The sequence below is a fragment of the Nonomuraea rubra genome (assembly GCF_014207985.1).
Lineage (GTDB): Bacteria > Actinomycetota > Actinomycetes > Streptosporangiales > Streptosporangiaceae > Nonomuraea > Nonomuraea rubra.
The window spans coordinates 3307363-3325064 of record NZ_JACHMI010000001.1 but is presented as its reverse complement, the minus strand read 5'-3'; the positions used below and the strand labels follow the sequence as shown (position 1 = coordinate 3325064).

At 73.3% G+C, this 17702-nt stretch carries 9 protein-coding genes; 1 reads left to right on the top strand and 8 read right to left on the bottom strand.

The window, feature by feature from the left end; genetic code table 11:
* Positions 1-2: 2 nt before the first annotated feature.
* The 7 genes from HD593_RS15155 to HD593_RS15125 form a co-directional block, all read right to left on the bottom strand.
* On the bottom strand, positions 3-1172 hold the full coding sequence (locus tag HD593_RS15155) for a VWA domain-containing protein (RefSeq protein WP_185102779.1): 1170 nt from the start codon (positions 1170-1172) through the stop codon (positions 3-5).
* Positions 1169-3505 (bottom strand): DUF5682 family protein, encoded by a 2337-nt coding sequence (locus HD593_RS15150; protein ID WP_221524770.1) that lies wholly within the window; start codon positions 3503-3505, stop codon positions 1169-1171. The genes HD593_RS15155 and HD593_RS15150 overlap by 4 nt, the downstream gene beginning before the upstream one ends.
* Entirely contained in the window at positions 3502-4566 is a 1065-nt protein-coding gene (locus HD593_RS15145; RefSeq protein WP_185102778.1) for an ATP-binding protein, read from the bottom strand. The genes HD593_RS15150 and HD593_RS15145 overlap by 4 nt, the downstream gene beginning before the upstream one ends.
* The gene (locus HD593_RS15140; RefSeq protein WP_312903479.1) at positions 4563-5903 is read right to left on the bottom strand and encodes a DUF5691 domain-containing protein; all 1341 of its coding nucleotides are present in this window, start codon (positions 5901-5903) and stop codon (positions 4563-4565) included. The genes HD593_RS15145 and HD593_RS15140 overlap by 4 nt, the downstream gene beginning before the upstream one ends.
* Entirely contained in the window at positions 5900-7375 is a 1476-nt protein-coding gene (locus HD593_RS15135; protein ID WP_312903478.1) for an SWIM zinc finger family protein, read from the bottom strand. The genes HD593_RS15140 and HD593_RS15135 overlap by 4 nt, the downstream gene beginning before the upstream one ends.
* A 66-nt stretch (positions 7376-7441) precedes the next feature.
* Entirely contained in the window at positions 7442-9079 is a 1638-nt protein-coding gene (locus tag HD593_RS15130; protein WP_185102777.1) for a discoidin domain-containing protein, read from the bottom strand.
* Positions 9080-9082: 3 nt separating this feature from the next.
* Complete coding sequence (locus tag HD593_RS15125) at positions 9083-10675, bottom strand: alkaline phosphatase D family protein (protein WP_221524769.1); 1593 nt, start codon at positions 10673-10675, stop codon at positions 9083-9085.
* 118 nt (positions 10676-10793) lie between these two features.
* Between HD593_RS15125 and HD593_RS15120 the strand changes: the two genes are divergently transcribed.
* Positions 10794-11339 (top strand): cupin domain-containing protein, encoded by a 546-nt coding sequence (locus tag HD593_RS15120; protein ID WP_312903477.1) that lies wholly within the window; start codon positions 10794-10796, stop codon positions 11337-11339.
* 206 nt (positions 11340-11545) lie between these two features.
* Here the strand turns inward: HD593_RS15120 and HD593_RS15115 are convergent, their stop codons facing one another.
* The gene (locus HD593_RS15115; protein ID WP_246547900.1) at positions 11546-17596 is read right to left on the bottom strand and encodes an RHS repeat domain-containing protein; all 6051 of its coding nucleotides are present in this window, start codon (positions 17594-17596) and stop codon (positions 11546-11548) included.
* Positions 17597-17702 lie beyond the last annotated feature (106 nt).

Here is a 17702-nt window from a genome sequence, read left to right as displayed (position 1 = left end):
TGTCAGGTCGTCTGGTGCCGCTCGGCCCACTGGGCGATGTCGCGGCGCTCGATCGCGGCGGCCATCAGGCCGGGGAAGGCGTCGGGCGTGCACGCGAACGCGGGCACGCCCATCGCCGCCAGCGCGGCGGCGTTCTCGTGGTCGTAGAACGGCGCTCCCTCGTCGGACAGCGCGAGCAGCACGATCACCTGCACCCCCGCCTGTGTCATCGCCGCCACCCTGCGCAGCATCTCCTGCCTGATCCCGCCCTCGTAGAGGTCACTGATCAGGATGAAGATCGAGTTCGCCGGCCGGGTGATGAGGCCCTGGCAGTAGGCGACGGCGCGGTTGATGTCGGTGCCGCCGCCGAGCTGGGTGCCGAACAGCACCTCCACCGGGTCGTGCAGCTGATCGGTGAGATCCACCACCGCCGTGTCGAACACGACGAGCGACGTCCTGAGCGACCGCATCGACGCCAGGACCGCCCCGAACACGCTCGAATACACCACCGAGGCCGCCATCGACCCGCTCTGGTCGACGCACAGCACCACCTCCCGCTGCACCGACCGCTGCCTGCGCGCGTAGCCCACCAGCCGGGACGGGACCACGGTGTTCCTGTCGGGCAGGTAGTTCTTCAGGTTCGCCCTGATCGTGCGGTCCCAGTCGATGTCGGCCACCCGCCTGGGCCGGTGCGTCCTGGCCGAGCGGTCCAGCGCCCCGGACACGGCGGCCCTGGTCTTCTGCGCCAGCCTGCGCTCCAGCTCCTCCACCACCCGCCGCACCAGCGCCCTGGCCGACTCGCGGGCCTGGTCGGGCATCACCTTGTTGAGCGCGAGCAGGGTGCCGGCCAGGTGCACGTCCGGCTCCACCGCCTCAAGCATCTCGGGCTCCAGGAGGAGCCTGGTGAGGTTCAGCTTCTCGATCGCGTCCTTCTGCATGACCTGGACGACCGTGGACGGGAAGTACGTCCGGATGTCGCCCAGCCACCTGGCCACCCGGGGCGCCGACGCCCCGAGGCCGCCCTGCCTGCGGTCGCCGCCGTCGTCGCCGCCCTGGCCGCCCTGGTCGTAGACGGCGGCCAGGGCGGCGTCCATCCGCGCGTCCACGCCTTCCAGCCCGAACCCGGTGCCGTCGGCCTGCCCGCCCCCGAGCACCAGCCGCCACCGCCGCATCCGCTCGTCCGCCGCGCTCATCCGCTCGCCTTCCCGATGATCGACAGGACGGTGGCGACGGCCGCCGCGGCGCGGCGCTCGTCCACGTCCTGCTCCCCTTCCCCCTCGTCGCGGCCGGCCGAGCGCAGCCGCTCGCCGATCGCCCTGCGCTCCGGCGCGGCGAACCCGCCGAACGTGCGGCGCAGCAGCGGCAGCACGTCCGTGAACTGGTCGCCAGGCAGCCCGGACAGCCAGCCGTCCACCAGGGCCAGCAGGCGCGGGTCGTGCACCAGCAGCAGCCCGTCACCAGCCAGGAAGCCCTCGACCCAGGCCGCCGCCCGGGCCGGCGCCTGGCCCCGCGACATGGCCCTGGACATGCGGTCACCGGCGTCGTCCAGCTCGCCGGAGTCCAGCAGGATCCTGGTCAGGCGGCCCTCGATGAGGCCGTGCAGGTCCTGCCGGTCGCTGATGCCCCGCAACGTGCTCAGCCACCGCCCGCGGGGCCCGGCCCCCTCCGCAGCCCCGCCCGAAGCCCCGTCCGAAGCCCCGTCCGAAGCCCCGTCTGGAGCGCCGTCTGGAGTGGTGTCGGGCAGGAGGGCGACGGCCGAGTGCACCGCGTCCACGTGCTTGAGCAGGTCCGCCGCCGCCTCGTCGTCCAGGCCCGTCACCGCCACCGGCAGCCCGACGCGGATCCGCTCCAGCATCGACCGCACGATCACCGCCAGCCCCTCCGCCGAGGTGCCGCGCACGTCGCCGTACCGGTGGGCGCGCACCATCGCGGGCAGCGCCGCCATCAGGCGGGTGACGTCCGTGTCCAGCGCCGCCTTGGCCGACAGCGCCGCCAGCACGTCCGGCAGCGCCTCCGGCAGGTCCGCCAGCAGGCACCGCTCGACCAGCGACGTCAGATCGGCCAGCGCCGCCGACGGCTCCGCCGCCAGGTCCGCGGCCCGCTGCGCCGCCGCCCCGGCCACGGTCGTGCCGAGCGCGGCGTGCTCGATGAGCGCGAGGTCGTGCTCGGGGCGCCACCGCAGCGTCCACGTCTCCCTGAACGTGCCCTTGCCGCGCGCCTGCCCCGGCGTGCCCCAGCCCACCCCGAGCAGCGCCAGCCGGTGCAGCAGGTGGCTGCGGTCGAGGTCGAGGGGCTTGCGCAGGTCGAGGTCGAGCTCCCGGTCGAGCGCCTCGGGCTTGAGCTTGAGCCGCCGCTGCTGCTCGCGCAGGTCGCGTTGCAGCGGCACCATCGGCGTGCCGTCGGAGACGTGGCCGAGCCGGTCGCCGACGACCATGCGCCGCTGGATCAGCTCCACGGCCAGGTCGTCGCCCTCGCACAGCACGGCCCTGGCCGCCTCGGTGACCTCGCCGAGCCCGGCCAGCGGCCTGCCGCGCAGGACGGCCAGGCTCTGCGCGAGGCGTACGGACTCGATGACGTGCGCCGACGACACCGCCAGTCCCTCGTCGCGGAGCACCCCCGCCGCCTGCGCCAGCCACCGCTCCACGGGCCGGTCGGGCGCGTCGAACAGGTGGTGGTACCAGCCGGGCGAGGTGATCCCCGCGCCGTAGCCGCTCCAGGAGGCCAGCCGCCCGTACGTCCACGGCACCCACGTCAGCTCCGCCTTCACCTTCGGCAGGCCGCGCAGGACGGCGTTGTCCGCGGCGGCGGACGGCATCGGGCCGGTCAGCGCGGGCACGTGCCAGGCGCCGCAGATCACCGCGATCCGGCCGAAGCCCTGCTTGACGGCCGCGCGGAGGGTCTTGCGCATGTACGCCTCCCGCCTGGCCTCCCGCCCGCCCGGCTCGTGACCCTCGCGTACGGCGGCCATGGCCTCGGCGATCACCTCGAACGGCGTGTCGCCGTCCCGGTGCTCGACGACGTCCTCCCACCAGCGTTCCGGGTCGTCGTAGCCGGCCGCGGCGGCCAGGGAGCCGATCGGGTCCACCTGCGCGGGCTCGGGCTCGTCGGGGCCGTCGGGGTCGCCGGCCAGGGAGTGGGCGGCGGGGAGGTCGCAGAAGCGGACCGGGATGCCCGCGGACGTGCCGTACAGGATCGCCTGCCACTCGGGAGAGAACGTCGCGAACGGCCAGAACGCGGCCCGCGACGGCTCGGCCGGCACGTGGGCGAGCAGCGCGACCGGCGGCTCCAGGCCGGGCGCGAGCGTGACCAGGGCGTCCGCCTCGGGCGGGCCCTCGATGAGGATCGCGTCGGGGCGCAGCCGTTCGAGCTCCCGCCGCACGGCACGCGCCGAGCCGGGCCCGTGATGCCGCACCCCGAGGACGGACACGCCGCTCACCCGGCCACCGCCAGCCGGGGCGGTGCTCAACCGCTCTCCGCCGGCCGGGACGCCGCTCTCCCGGTCGCCGCCGGTCGGGGGGCCGCTCATGAGACCTCGCGGCAGGCGCGGTAGAAGTCGCGCCAGTCGGAGCGCTCGCGGACCACGGTCTCCAGGTACTCGCGCCACACCACCCGGTCCGACACCGGCTCCTGCACCACCGCGCCGACGATCCCGGCGGCCACGTCCGCCGGGCGCAGCACCCCGTCGCCGAAGTGGGCGGCCAGGGCGATGCCGCTGGTCAGGACCGAGATGGCCTCGGCCGTGGACAGGGTGCCGCTGGGCGACTTGACCTTGGTGCGGCCGTCCTCCGTGACCCCCGTGCGCAGCTCCCTGAACACCGTCACCACCCGCCTGATCTCCGCCGGCCCCGTCGCCGTCTCCGGCAGCTCCAGGGAACGGCCGAGCTGGGCGACGCGGCGGGCGACGATGTCCACCTCCTCCTCGGCGGTGGCGGGGACCGGCAGCACGACGGTGTTGAAGCGGCGGCGCAGCGCGCTGGACAGCTCGTTCACGCCCCGGTCGCGGTCGTTGGCCGTGGCGATCACGTTGAAGCCGCGCTGCGCCTGCACCTCGCGGTTCAGCTCGGGAATCGGCAGCGTCTTCTCCGACAGCACGGTGATCAGGGCGTCCTGCACGTCGGACGGCATGCGGGTGAGCTCCTCGACCCGGGCCACCCGGCCCTCCGCCATCGCGCGCATGACCGGCGACGGGGTCAGCGCCTCCATCGACGGGCCCTCGGCCAGCAGCCGGGCGTAGTTCCAGCCGTACCGGACGGCCTCCTCGGCGGTGCCCGCGGTGCCCTGCACGAGCAGCGTCGAGTCGCCGCTGATCGCGGCGGCCAGGTGCTCCGACAGCCACGTCTTCGCGGTGCCGGGCACGCCGAGCAGCAGCAGCGCGCGGTCGGTGGCCAGCGTCGCCACGGCCACCTCCACGATGCGGCGGGCGCCGACGTACTTGGGGGTGATGCGGTCGCCGTCGCCCAGGACGTACGTGGTCACCGCCCACGGCGACAGCTTCCAGCCCGGCGGCCTGGGCCGGTCGTCGTCCTTGGCGAGGAAGGCCAGCTCCTCGGCGTACTGGTCTTCCGCGTGCGGGCGCAGAACGGTCATCGGGAGAGCTCCTTGTACATGTCAGCGCGGAAACGCAGCAGGGCGGCGACCTTCTGGACGGGCTCGGCCGGCGAGTAGTCCTCGGCCAGCTCGAACAGGGCGGGGTCGATGTGCTCGCCCGCCAGCTTGACCAGCTCGCCGAGGTTCCAGGGCTGCGTGGTGTTCACCTTCACGATCTTGCTGAGCACGGCCGTCGCCAGGCCCTCGCGCCAGTGGGACGACACGCCGCCCAGCACCATGATCAACTGGCTGTCGAGGTCGTGGCCGCGTACGAACCGGGCGGCCAGCTCCTGCTGCTCCTCGGGCGGCAGGCATTCGAGCAGGTCGGCGATCGGGTCCCAGCCGAACATCGCCCGCGCCCACTCGGGGTCGCGCTGCAGCACCGCGGCGCGTACCCAGGCGGCCTTCACCTCGGCGTCCCAGTCGGGGATCTTCATCCCCAGCAGGACGTTCGGGCTGCCCCAGAAGGACAGCGGGGCGCGGGAGACGATCTGCTGCAGCCACCAGGCGCGCTCGCCGATGCCGCGGGGCGGCTTCGGGCGCACGCCGTCGCGCTCCATGTCCCTGTCGCAGGCTTCCGGGGCCTCGACGGTGATCGTGTCGCCGCTGATCGTCACGCGGGCGCGTACCCGCCCGGCCATGCGCTGCGACAGGCGCGAGCCGGGCAGGCGGGTCAGGAGGTTGGCGGCGGCCTGCCGCACCTCCCTGCGGCGGTCGTCCAGCGCCTGCTCCAGGAACGGCTCGTCGGCCATGCTCAGCCCGTCGGCCAGCACCTCCACGAACCCCGCCCGGTCGTCCGGCGTCTCCCGCTCCCACGTGCTCTCCAGCAGCCGCCTGGCCTGGCCGGGATCGGCCGCCCTGAGCGCGCTCAGGTGGGCGCGCCGGTCGGCGGCGCCGCCCAGCTCCCACGTCTCGCCCGTGGGCTCCTCCAGCAGGTACGCCCAGGCCGGGTTCTGCCCGGCCAGCCAGCGGCCGCGCTGCCCGGCCAGCACGCCGAGGTGCACCCTGATCGAACGGTCGCGGCGGCCGCGCTCCAGCAGCTCGGGCAGCACGTACGCGGGGACCCTGCGGCCGGTGGCGGCGGCCGCGGCCAGCCATTCGGGGATCAGCCTCTCGTGCTCGCCGCCGAGCAGCCTGCCCAGCCGCTCGGCCGCCCGCCTGCCGACCGCCTCGCGTTCCTCGCCGGGCGCGGGCTCCACGCCGCCCGGCTCGTTCACCCGGCCGCCCGCGCGCCGCCGCGCCACCTCGACGGCCGCCGCTTCGAGCAGGTCGCCTCCGTACGGTCTGCGGTCGGTGCCCACGAGCGCCGTCGAGGCCAGCTCGTCCCAGCCGGTCACAGGATCACCGCCGTTCCTTCGTCGTCCCAGGTGGTCAGGGGGCGCAGGCCCTGAGGTGTCCATTCGGCGGCCACGGTGAGCGGGCGGCCGCCGGAGACGGCGATCAGGCGCCACGGGTCGTGGGCGCGGGGGTGGAGCGGGAGGCCGCCGAGGGTGGTGCGGCCGGGGACCACGCCGGTGAGCACCAGCGGCCACGACTCGGTCCACGGGTCCTCGCCCAGCACCCACGCCACCTCGTCGAGCGCCTCACCGGGCGACACCCCGGGCGGCGCCTCGGGTGGCGCCTCGGGTGGCGCCTCGGGTGGCGCCTCGGGTGGCGCCTCGGGTGGCACGGCCTGCGGTGCGGCCGGTGGTGGGGTGGTGGGGTGGCGGAGGGCGACGAGGGCGCGGAGGGGGGCGGCACCCGGGTAGAAGGTGAGGTCGGCGTCGATGGTGGTGCCCGTGACCAGGGAGGCGTCCAGGGGCTGGCCCTGCGGGGCGAACGACAGGATGAGGGCCGGGCGGCCGGTGCGGCGGCCGCGGAGCCAGACGCGGCGGGCGGTCAGCCGGTCCTGGGTCTCGTCGCGCCTGCCCAGCACGTCCCAGTGATCGCGCACCGGGGGGCCGGCGAGGACCTCTTCCCTCGTGATGGGGAAGCCGGTGCGGATCAGGACGGTCTGCGCCAGGGGATCCGGCAGGGCGGCGCGGCGGCGGTAGGCGATGGCGAGCAGGTTGACCAGGGCGTACTCCTCCAGGAGCCGGCCCGGCCAGCCCTCCTCGGCGCGGACTCTGGCCAGCCGGGACACCACGCCGGCCACGCCGGGGGCCTGGGCGTCGATGAGCCGCTTGGCCAGGCCGTCCCAGTCGTGTTCCTGGGCGCCCGCCAGGCCCTGCCGCACCTGGTCGGCCAGCCACCGCTCCAGCTCGGCCAGCCCGGCCGCGACCCGCTGATGCCGTACGGACTCCACCCGGCCACCGGCGCCGGGCACGGTGCCGGGCACGGTGCCGGGGGCGGTGCCGGGGGCGGAGGGGCCCGCGCCCGGAACCGCAGCCGAGGCACCCGGGGCCGAGGGTCCAGCGTCCCGGGCCGAGGGGGCGGTGCCCGGGGTGGTGGCGAGGCGGGTGCGGGCCGCGTCCAGGCGGGCCGCTGACTTGGCGGCGCGTTCGGCGCGGCCGTCCAGCCACTCCGTGACCCACTGCGGCGCCGCCTCCTGGGCGGGCACCCCGTCGGCGGACCACAGGAGCAGCAGCCCGAGCGCGTGCTTGCACGGGAACTTCCTGCTCGGGCAGCTGCACCGGTAGGCGGGCTCGCTCAGGTCGACGGCCGCCAGGTAGGGGCGGGCGCCGCTGCCCTTGCACTCGCCGTACAGCACCGTGCCCGTCGTGCCGCGCAGCGACCACTTTCCGGCAGCCGCCACCCCCTGCGCCGCCTTCTGGGACGACGCGTCGGGGGCGAGGGCGAGCACCTGATCACGGCTCCACCGTTCAGTCACCTGCCGCAGATTACTCAGGCGGACCGACAATCCGCGCGCAGTCAGGACGATCCCGGACGACGGTGGCTACCCCGCGCTCACCTCCGCCGCCGACAGGTACGAGCCACCGCTGGCCCGGTGCCCTTCGAGCCGGACGTAGCGGGCCTCGACGGCGCCGAACGTGGCCGTCTTGAGCCGGGCGTCCAGCGCCCAGGTGCCGGTCGCGACCTCGCTGAACGTCTGCCCGTCCGTGCTGACGTACACCTTGTAGTCGAGGACCGTCCCGTTCAGGTTGCCGTCGAAGCGGGGCTGGTAGTCGAGCTTCGAGACCTGCTTCACCTCGCCCAGGTTGAGGGTGATCGACTGCGGGAGCGGGGTGGGCGGCGAGTACTCGGAGTGCCAGAACGTGCCGATGTCCCCGTCGACGGCCCGCTCGGGGCCGAACCCGGCGTGGAAGCTGCTGGCGTACACCTGCGGCTCCGTGCAGCCCTCCGTGACGGTGACCGGGACCTCCGCGGTGTGGTCGCCGGCCCGTACGGTGATCCGGTGCTCGCCGGGAGGCGTGTCCCGGGGTGCGGTGATCTTGACGACGGCGGTGGCGGCCTGGCCGGCGGGGACGTCCAGGGTGCCGGTGGCCGGGGTGGCGGTCAGCGGGGCCTGGGCGGTCACCTCCAGCGGCCTGGAGATCGCCTCGCCGGTGTTGTTGACGACCCTGGCCGCCACCTCGGCCTGCCGTACGGCCAGCTCGCAGTGGTCCAGCGCGACGCGGCTCGGCGTCACCGACTCCTGCACCGGCAGCCCGGCGGCGAGCACGGCCCAGCCGAACGGCGCGTCCGCGTAGTACGCGGCGCGGCACGCCGAGGGGGCCGAGCGGGGTCGGCCCGCGTCGAAGGACGGCTTGCAGGCGGCCCGGTCGGGCAGGTCCGCGTCGTAGGCGGTGTCGAGCCCGGCCGAGAGCACCTGGCCGCGGGCGAACAGGTACCCGCTGTGGCTGCGGCTCTGCGCGTCGGCCTTGTCGAACAGCGCGTCGCTGTACGCCTTCGCCCCGGTCAGGTCCGCCCAGAACGCCTGCGGCGCGCAGCCGATCGGCTGGTCCACGGTCGGCACGGCGCAGCGGGCGGCCCTGAAGTCACCACCGAGTACGGGCACCTGCGCCTGCGGGAACTTGGCGGCGGCCAGCGCGGTGAACGCGGCGGTGGCCGTGGCCGGGTCGCCGCCGGGGTGGACGGCGAGAAGCGGCACCCGCAGCGTGCCGTCACGCCTGGCCGCGCCGGCGTACGCCTGGTCCTCGTCCTGCACGCGCTCGTACCCGGAGGGCCGGGAGCCGGTCATGGTGTCGGCGTTCAGGATGATCGCGGTCTCGCGTACCGAGCCGTCGGCCTGGAACGCCCCGCGCTCCCCGGCCACCTCCACGCGGTACCGGTATCCCGTGGCCCTGCTGAGGCTGGAGGCCAGGCGGCGGGCGCCGGGGCCGAGCACCTCGTTGAGCACGAGCGCGTCGGGCGCGGCGGGCACCTTGGCGGCCAGGCGGGCGGCGAAGTTCTCCAGGTCGGTGGTGTCGGCGGCGTCGGCCGGGCGGACCGAGTCCTGGAGGTTGGCGTGCACGACGAGCACCTGGCCCGCGGGGGTCCTGGGGAGCTTGGGCGCGGTGGTGGAGCCGGCCGCGGGCACGGCGCCCAGGGGGACGAGCGCGAGGACGGCGGCGACGTAGACGGATTTCCTCATGGTTCACGCGTCCTGGAGGGAGGGCCGGCCGGACTCGACGACGAACGACTTGCGGACGGAGGCGGTGCCGTCGGGCGTGGTGACCTTGTCGACGACCACGTAGTCGGCTCGCATGGTGTCCCTGGCGACGTGGCAGCGGATGTAGCCGCGCTGGCTGTTGAAGAACTTCAGGTGCGGGTTGGCCGCCAGCCACTCGGTCCCGCCGGCGGTCATGTCGGAGCCGTTGCCGCCGGAGGTGATCGAGGTGCCGAGGAACTCGACGCCCACGGTCGGGGAGCCGGGGTCGGCGAAGTCGGCCTTGAGCTCGGCGGCGCAGTTGACGTGCGCGTCGCCGGTGATCACGACCGGGTTGGCCACCTTCCGCTGGGTGATCCCGGCCCAGAGGCGGTCGCGCTCGGCGGCGTACCCGTCCCAGGTGTCGGGGTTGAGCTGCTGCAGCCCGGGGTCGGTGAGCCGGTCGAGCTGGAACATCTGCACCTGGTTGGCCATGATGTTCCAGGTGCTGCGGGAGCGGCCGAGGCCGTCCAGCAGCCAGGCGGCCTGCTGCTCGCCGAGCATGGTGCGGCCCGGGTCGAGCCGGGCGGCGATGTTCGCGGGGCTGCGGAACTGCCGCTCGTCCAGGACGTGGAACGTGGCCAGCCTGCCGTACGGGATGCGCTGGTACATCGACAGGTCGGGCCCGGCCGGGAGGCTCGACGGGCGCATCGGCTGGTTCTCGAAGCAGGCGCGGAAGGCGGCGGCGCGGCGGCGCAGGAAGTTCTCCGGGGTGCCGCCGGTGGGCGACAGGTCGGCGCCCCAGTTGTCCTCGACGTCGTGGTCGTCGAGGGCGAAGAACCAGGGTGCGGCGGCGCGGGCGGCCTGGAGGTCGGGGTCGGAGTTGACCAGGGCGTAGCGCAGCCGGTACTGCGACAGCGTCATGGTGGGCGCGTTGTGCGCGGCCGACAGGGACGTCCTGCGCTGGCCGCCCGTGGCGCCGATGGCCAGCTCGTAGATGTAGTCGCCGAGGTGCCCGATGAGGTCGAGGTCCTGGGCGGCCATGTCGCGGTAGGCGGTGTAGAAGCCGCTCTCCCACTGCTGGCAGGAGGCGTAGGCGAAGGAGATCTCGCTGTTCCAGCGGGGGTCGGGGGCGGTCTTCGTCCGGCCGACGCGGCTGGTCTCGCCGCCGGCGGTGAAGCGGTACCAGTACTCGCGTCCCGGGCGCAGCCCGTCCACCTCGACGTGGACGGCGTGGGCGAGCTCGGGCGTGGCGGTGGCCACGCCCCTGCGGACGACGCGGCGCATGCCGTCGTCCTCGGCGACCTCCCACCGGACGGGCACCTTGGCCCGCGGCATGCCGCCGAACCCGTCGTCGGCCAGCGGCTCGGTGGCGAGCCTGGTCCACAGCACGACGCTGTCGGGGCGGGGGTCGCCGGAGGAGACGCCTAACGTGAAGGGGTTCGCGGGCAGGGCGGGGGTGCGGTCGGTCGCGCCGGCGGGCACCTGGCCCAGCGCGGCGAGTCCGGCTACGCCTGTGGCGTACATGAGCATCTGGCGCCGGGAGGCCCTGCTGTCGAGCAGCGAGCGCCACTGGTCGGGTTTCACCTGGTCGTGCCTCATTCGTGGGTCTGATTGCCGGTGAAAAAATATTAAAATATGAGGAATCGTACGCCAGGTGAACGGCCGAGGTCATCAGCGGAGACAGTACTTGTCCGAAATATCCTCATAAACTCTGCGTGTGGAGTTGCGGATCTACCCCGACGGCCCGTCCACCGAGGTTCCCGACGAGGCGGCGGCCCTGGCCAGCCCGCTCGGCGGGCAGCTCGTCCTCGACGGCAGCCGCTTCCTGCGCAGGGACGTCACCGGCGCCCCCGTCGCCTTCGTCGAACGCCCGCCCATCGCCCAGGCCCTCGACCTGCTTCCCCACCCCGAGGGCGGCTGGTTCAAGGAGACCTACCGGTCGCCCGTCACGTTCACCCCGGACGGCTATCCGGGGCCCCGCGCCAGCGCCACCGCCATCTACTTCCTGCTGCACCCGGGCGAGGAGTCCGTGCCGCACATGGTCACCTCGGCGGAGATCTGGCTGTGGCACCGCGGCGGGCCGCTCGATCTGACGATCGGCGACGAGACGGTCGTCCTCGGCCCGGACGTCGAGCACGGCCAGGTCCCGCAGGCGGTCGTGCCGGGCGGCGTGTGGCAGTCGGCGCGCCCGGCCGGCGACACGGAGGTGCTGGTGAGCTGCCTGGTCTCGCCGGGCTTCGACTTCGCCGACTTCCATGCCTGAACTTCCATGCCTGAACTTCCACGCCTGAACTTCCACGCCTGAAATTCCGCCCCTGAAATTCCACCGCCTGAATTACGTGCCTGATGTTTCGTGCCTGATGTTTCGTGCCTGATGTTTCGCGCCTGGCATGAGCGAGCTCCCGCCCGGACGGTCCGCACCGTCCGGACGGGAGCTCCGGTCAACTCTGGTCGGGCCTCAGTGCCGGATCAGTTCGGCGGGACCGCCGGCGGCCTGAAGATCTCCCAGATGCGGTAGACGCGCGCCCAGCCCTTCGAACGCGGGAGCTCGGACTGGTACGGCTTGGAGGCCGGGCCGTGGCCGGTGCCCTGCCACGCGATGCCCTCCGTCTCGGTCCTGGCGCTCCTCGTGTACGCCCCGGTGGGCCGGGCCCTGCCCAACTGCTCGTCGATCGAGCGTTTCTGCGCTTCACTCAGCCCGCGCGACTGGCTCTGACCCTGGCTCGGCGCGTTCCGCTGAGCCTTGGCCGGGGCCTCCCGCTGGACCGCCCTGCGGCTGGTCGGGCGGACGGCGGGCCGGTGCCTGACCGTGGCCTTGGGCCTGCTCGCACGCCTGGTGACCGCCCTGCGCGCGGCCGCGGCCCTGCGCCTGGCCGCCGCGGCCCTGCGCTGCGCCGCCGCCGCCCGCCGCCTGGCAGCGGCCGCTGCCGCCCGCTGCCTGGCCAGCGCGGCCTTCTTCCTGGCCGCCAGCGCCGCCCTCTTCCTGGCGGCTTCGGCGGCCCGCTTCCTCGCCGCTTCCGCCGCCTTCTTCCTGGCGGCCTCGGCGGCCCTGCGCCTGGCGGCCTCCAGGGCGCGCCTCCTGGCCGCCTCGGCGGCCCTGCGCCTGGCGGCGGCGAGCGCCGCCCGCCTGGCCGCCGCGGCCGCCGCCCGCCTGGCGGCGGCCTGGGCCAGCCGCCTGGCGATGGCACGCGCCGCGATCCGAGCCGCGATGCCGACGGCGAACCAGAACAGCTGACCGTCGGGGTCGCTCATGGTAACGGGGCTGTTGTTGGCGTAGGCGTAGGCGTTGAGCTGCTGCGGATCGTTCTCGTCGATGATCGGGTCGACCGAGAGGAAGCGGCCGTTGGCCGGGTCGTACTCGCGGGCGCCGAGGTGCACGAGCCCGGTGGTCGCGTCCTTGGTGCCGCCGACGAACCCGCGCTGTCCCGGCCACCAGGGTGGCGCTGTCCCGCGATCCTCGCCGAACGGGGTCTGCCTGCGGACGGCCACGTCCCCGGTGCCGGCGTTCACCATGGCCTGCGCGGTGCCCTGGTGGTCGTTGGCCATGAAGTAGACCTGGTTGTCCGGCGTGCGCATCGCGATGGCCTCGCCGCCGATGGTGTAGTACCGGGTCTGCTCGACGGCGTCCTTGGCGTAGTCGAGCCGCAGCTCCATGTCGTCGATGTAGAGGGTGGCGTCGGTGGCGGTCTTGCGGAGCAGCCGGTCGCCGTCGGCGTCGTAGACGAACGAGGTCGTCTTGCCCGCCTCGGTCACCGACTCCAGGTTGCCCTCGGCGTCCCACACCAGGCTCTGGTCGGAGGTGCCGACCTTGCGCCTGGTCGTGTTGCCCGCCGCGTCGTACTCGAACAGGTCCGTGCCGACGCTCTGCAGCGCGTGCGGCTGCTTGCCGCCCGCCGAGGGGTAGGTGAAGGTGCGTACGCTCTCGCCCCCGCTGCCGAAGGCGTGCTTGGTCTCCTTGGTCCGGTTGCCGGTGACGTCGTAGGCGTAGCTGACCGCGTACGGGGCCACGCCGCCGATCTTGCCGGACTGCGGGGCGCCGGCGGCGCAGTCGTCCGTGGCCGTCCACGCCGAGGTCAACCGGCGCAGATGGTCGTGCGTGAAGCACTGCGTGTCCTGGGCGGCCTTGTCGGCGATCTTGGTGACGTTGCCGGCCGCGTCGTAGCTGTAGTGGAGGTCCAGGTCACTGGCCGAGGCGCCGGCCCGGTCCAGCCGCATGCCGGTCAGCCTGCGGGTGCCCTCGTCGTGGGTGTAGGTGAGCCAGGTCTTCTTGTCGCCCTCGCCCAGCTCGTACTGCAGGGTCTCGCCGAGCTTGGAGTAGCGGGTGGCGGTGACGTACGCCGACAGGCCCGTGACCTTGGTCGGCTGGCTGAGCGCGTCGTAGCTGTAGACGACCTGCTCCTCCGCCAGCCCGCCGCCGGCCGGGAAGCTGATCGACTGGACCTGGTCGTCGAGCGTGTAGCGGGTGTTGAGCTGGTAGGAGCCGGCCAGCTTGCCCTCCCGCGCCGGGACGGTCACGGTCTGGCGGAGCGTGCGGTAGTCGGTGTCGATCGCGTTGATCTCGGCCGTGTACGCCTGCCCGTCCACGTACCGGATGCTGGCGTTGAGGTGCCCCTTGGCCAGCGCGTCGTACTTCCACTCGGCCAGCAGCGTGCCGGTCGCCGAGCCGTCGCGCAGCTGCGTCTTGCGGCCCAGCGCGTCGTAGCCGTACCACAGGGTCTTGCCGCGCGAGTCGGTCGTGGTGACGACCTCGTCGGCGTCGTTGTACGTGGTGGTCGTGACGCCCTTGTCCGGGTCCTCGGTCCTGATCTCCCGGCCGCGCAGGTCGTAGTGGTGCCGCCAGACGTTCCCGGCCGGGTCGGTCACCGTGGCCAGGCGGCCCGCGTGGTCGTAGGTGTACTTGGTTGACTCGTACTCGCCGGTCGGGGTCGCGCCCTTGTACTGGCGCAGCTCGATCAGCCGGTCCTGCGCGTCGCCGATGCGGGTCGTGGCCGTCCCGCCCGGCGGCGGGGTGATGTGCAGCCGGTCGCCCTCATCCTTGGCGGTGACGCGGTACTGCTCCACGCCCTTCACCCTGAAGATCTCGGCGTTCTTCTCACCCGTGCCGTCGAACTGCGCCACGACCTGGTTCGGCACGGCGGTGTCGGCCACCGCCAGCAGCGCGGTGGACGGCGTGCCCGTGGCGAAGTAGCCGGTGTTCTGCTTGTACTCCTCGCCCTGGGAGTTGTAGAAGGTGTCGGTGATCGTGCGGCCGTCGCGCAGCGCCGGGTCCTGCGTCTGGTCGTCGGTGGGCGACGGCTCCTGGGTCTGGCGCTCGCGCATCAGGCCGTCGTACAGCTCGTGGCTGACGGTGTAGCCGCCGTCCGCGCGCAGCGTCTTGGTGGTGACGACGCTGGGCCCGTCGGACCGCACCGTGTAGGAGTACTCGGTGCTGGGCGACTGCCCGGCCGCCTTGCTGCGGTCGGCCTGCCAGACCTTGATCAGGCGGCCCAGCGCGTCGTACTCCATGTCGACGCGGCGGTTGTTGGCGTCGATCTCGGCGACCGGCTCGCCCCAGGCCGGTTCGAGCTGGGTGCGCTCGAGGTGGCCGAGCTGGTTCGTCTCCGTGGTCTCCCTCGCCGGGGCGCCGGTGGCGGGGCTGTAGGCGGTCACGGACTTGGTGCCGACCGGGTCGGTCTCGCTGGTCTCCCGGCCGTAGACGTCGTAGGTGTGGGTGCTGCCGGTGATCGTCTGTCCGTCGGCCGAGACGACCTCCTGGACCGCGGTCACGTCGCCCTTGGTCGGGGGCTGGCCGTTCGCCTGTCCGTCGTAGTGGATCTTCTCGTCGGAGAGCACCTCGCCGGCGGCCAGCGTGGAGACCGCGGTGCCGCAGCCGGCGGCGACCTTCTGGACCCGGCTGGGGTAGTCGAGCATCCAGGACGTGTCGTTGCGGGCGTAGGTGTAGCGGACGCACTCGTCGTCGTCGGTGGTGGCCAGGTCGCCCTTCTCGTCCACCTGGAGGAGCAGGCCCTTGGCGTCGTACTCGCGGTCCTCCCCGGTACGCCGCCACTTGCCGCCGGGCAGCGAGTCGCGGGTGACCATGGACTTGGGCTGGACCACGTGCGCGGTCTTGGTGACGCCGCCCTGCGTGGACTCGGCCGTCTTGACCGACCACGGCTGCTGTGCCGTCGCCGTCAGGAGCGTGCCGCCGTCGCCGTCGTAGAGGATCTCCTCCCGCTCGAACCCGGCGAGCTGGTCGTGGTCGTCCAGCTTGACGCCTTCGGAGTCCTCGACCTGCGCGCTGCGCCTGGAGCCGTCGGCCAGCTTGTCGCCGTGCATGCCGCGGAAGTAGCGGAACTCCGTCAGCGTGCGCTTGGTGTCCTGCCCGTCGCCCTCGCGGACGCGGACCCGGCCGTAGCCGCGGTAGTCGGCCCAGGTGCGGTGCTCCGGCTTGACCAGGATGTTGTCGGCGTAGTGCCAGCCGGCGCCGTCCAGGTACTCGTAGTCGGTGACCACGTTCGGGGAGCCCGCCACCCGGTCGACCTCGACGGTCTGGGTGACCAGGTACTTGTGGAACCAGTCGGTGACCTCTGCCTCGTTCGGCGGGGCCCAGCGCTGCGGGAAGCAACGCCTGGTGTTCTTGTCCGCCGCGGGCACGTCACCCGGCTTGCAGTCGGCCGCCGAGTAGTTGATCCGCAGCTCGCCGCCGGACTCGTTGTTGATCGCCTGCACCCGCCACTTGACCAGCGGGGCGCGGCCTTCGAGGGCGTCCACCCGGTTGGGCAGCTGCACGCCGGTGAACTTCACCGGAGGCAGCGTGATCGTGCCGCCCACGTGACCGGTCTGCTGGATCGAGGCCAGCCACAGCGCCGGGCTCATGCCGTCACCCGAGGCGGGGAACTGGTGCGTCAGCGCCCAGGAGTCCACCGGGTAGTACTGCCCCGCGGCGTTGAGCACCTGCGTGGTGACCTTGGCCAGGCGCTTGCGCGTGAAGAACGTCGGCGCCAGGCGGTCGACGCACTTCACGCCCGCGTCGCAGATCTGGTCGAAGGGCACGTCCGGCCAGTGGCTGGCGGTCTCCTTCTTCAGCTCGGCGGGCGCGCAGGTGATGGTGCCGCTGGGCAGGCAGCGCTCGGCCGTCTCGAACAGCACGCGGGCGGCCGGCGCCTTGGTGAACAGCTCGCCCTTCAGGTAGCCGTAGTCGATGCGGGTCAGGTACGCGCCGCGCACGTACTGGGTGCCCAGCTCCGGCTTCATGTTGCGGCCGTAGTAGTTGGTCTCGCGCTCGTACCAGTAGGTGGTGGCGTTGCCGTGGGTGTCCACCTCGGAGTCGAGGTTCCACCGGTAGGCCTGCTGGCACCAGGCGTTGGCCGGGGTGCTGTTGTAGCAGGGCTCGCCGCTGTTGTTGCCGAACACCGGCACCGTCTGCACCGACTTCGTCTCGGCCTTGCCGCTGACCCAGCCGGGCAGGCGGTTCAGGCCGAAGGTGTACTGGGTGCCGTCCGGCGTGGTGACCCGCCAGTACTCGCCGTTGTTGTCACCGTTCGTGGCGCCGGTCAGCGCCTCGATCCTGGTGCCGTCGTCGCGCTTGGGCCGCCACTGCTTCGTGGTGGCGTCCTTGACCAGCTCGACCGACGAGTCGCCGATGGACATGGTGGCGTTGTCCTGGTCCCAGCACAGGTCGCCGGTCTTCTTGCCGTCGATCATGCAGGACTTGTAGCGGCGCTCGATGTAGCCGCCCGGGTTCAGCTCGAAGCCCTCACCCGCCCACGACGCCTGGTTGTTGGTGGAGGCGGTGCGGCCGTCCACGCTCTGCGAGGAGTAGCCGAGCGACACGCCCGGCTCCTCGCCGCCCAGCGATGGAGGCGTCCGCAGGTCGTAGCCCCAGGTGAAGTCGCCCGACTGGGTGCCCACGCTCCAGTCCGAGGAGGCCGCCAGGGAGGTGGCGGCGTGGTCGCCCGACGGGCCGGACGCCGCCGCGGTCAGCGCGTACAGGCCGCCGGTCTCGACCTCGGCGGTCACCGTGCCGCTCGCGGCGTTGTTGTCGCTCTTGACCGGTTGCGGCGCGGCGCAGCCCGCCGCGCCGGTCAGCGCGCACTCCTCCAGCTTCACCAGGCGCAGCCGGGAGCCGTAGTCGCCGCCGTAGGCGTAGCGGAAGCCGGAGTAGTCCACTTCCACGCGGGTCTTGGCCGGTTTGGCCGCCGCGGCGGCCGCCACTCCCTGGCCCGGCGTGACGCGCATGGCCAGGCCGAGCCGGTCGGTGTCGAGCAGCTCGACGCTGATCGGGGCCGCCGCCTGTGCCGCCCTGGCCGTGCCCGGCGCCAGCTTCACCGGGAAGCCGGCCTTCAGGGTGGAGACCGAGCCGCCCAGCTCCGCCTTCTGCGGCTTGGGCCAGGTGACGGCCGGCGCCGCCTTCCACGCCTGCTTGGCGGCGGGATCGGCCAGCGGCGGCTTGACGGGCACCTTCTCGCCCGTCACCGGTGTCTCCTTCTGCACGCCCGGCGCCGAGCGCGGGGCCGCGTAGGCGGGCATGGCGTACGCCATCTCCACCACCAGGACGATCGAGAGAACGGGGGCCAGCCTGCGTGGCCAGCGCGATTCCGGCTTGGCTTCCCGCGTCGCGAAACGATTCCACGACGAGTCGGGGCGA

Bases quoted from the DNA above. Each gene is read 5' to 3' on its own strand.
- HD593_RS15125 (WP_221524769.1), bottom strand. From the start codon at position 10,675: ATGAGGCACGACCAGGTGAAACCCGACCAGTGGCGCTCGCTGCTCGAC.
- HD593_RS15115 (WP_246547900.1), bottom strand. From the start codon at position 17,596: ATGGCGTACGCCATGCCCGCCTACGCGGCCCCGCGCTCGGCGCCGGGC.
- HD593_RS15145 (WP_185102778.1), bottom strand. From the start codon at position 4,566: ATGACCGTTCTGCGCCCGCACGCGGAAGACCAGTACGCCGAGGAGCTG.
- HD593_RS15130 (WP_185102777.1), bottom strand. From the start codon at position 9,079: ATGAGGAAATCCGTCTACGTCGCCGCCGTCCTCGCGCTCGTCCCCCTG.
- HD593_RS15155 (WP_185102779.1), bottom strand. From the start codon at position 1,172: ATGAGCGCGGCGGACGAGCGGATGCGGCGGTGGCGGCTGGTGCTCGGG.
- HD593_RS15150 (WP_221524770.1), bottom strand. From the start codon at position 3,505: ATGAGCGGCCCCCCGACCGGCGGCGACCGGGAGAGCGGCGTCCCGGCC.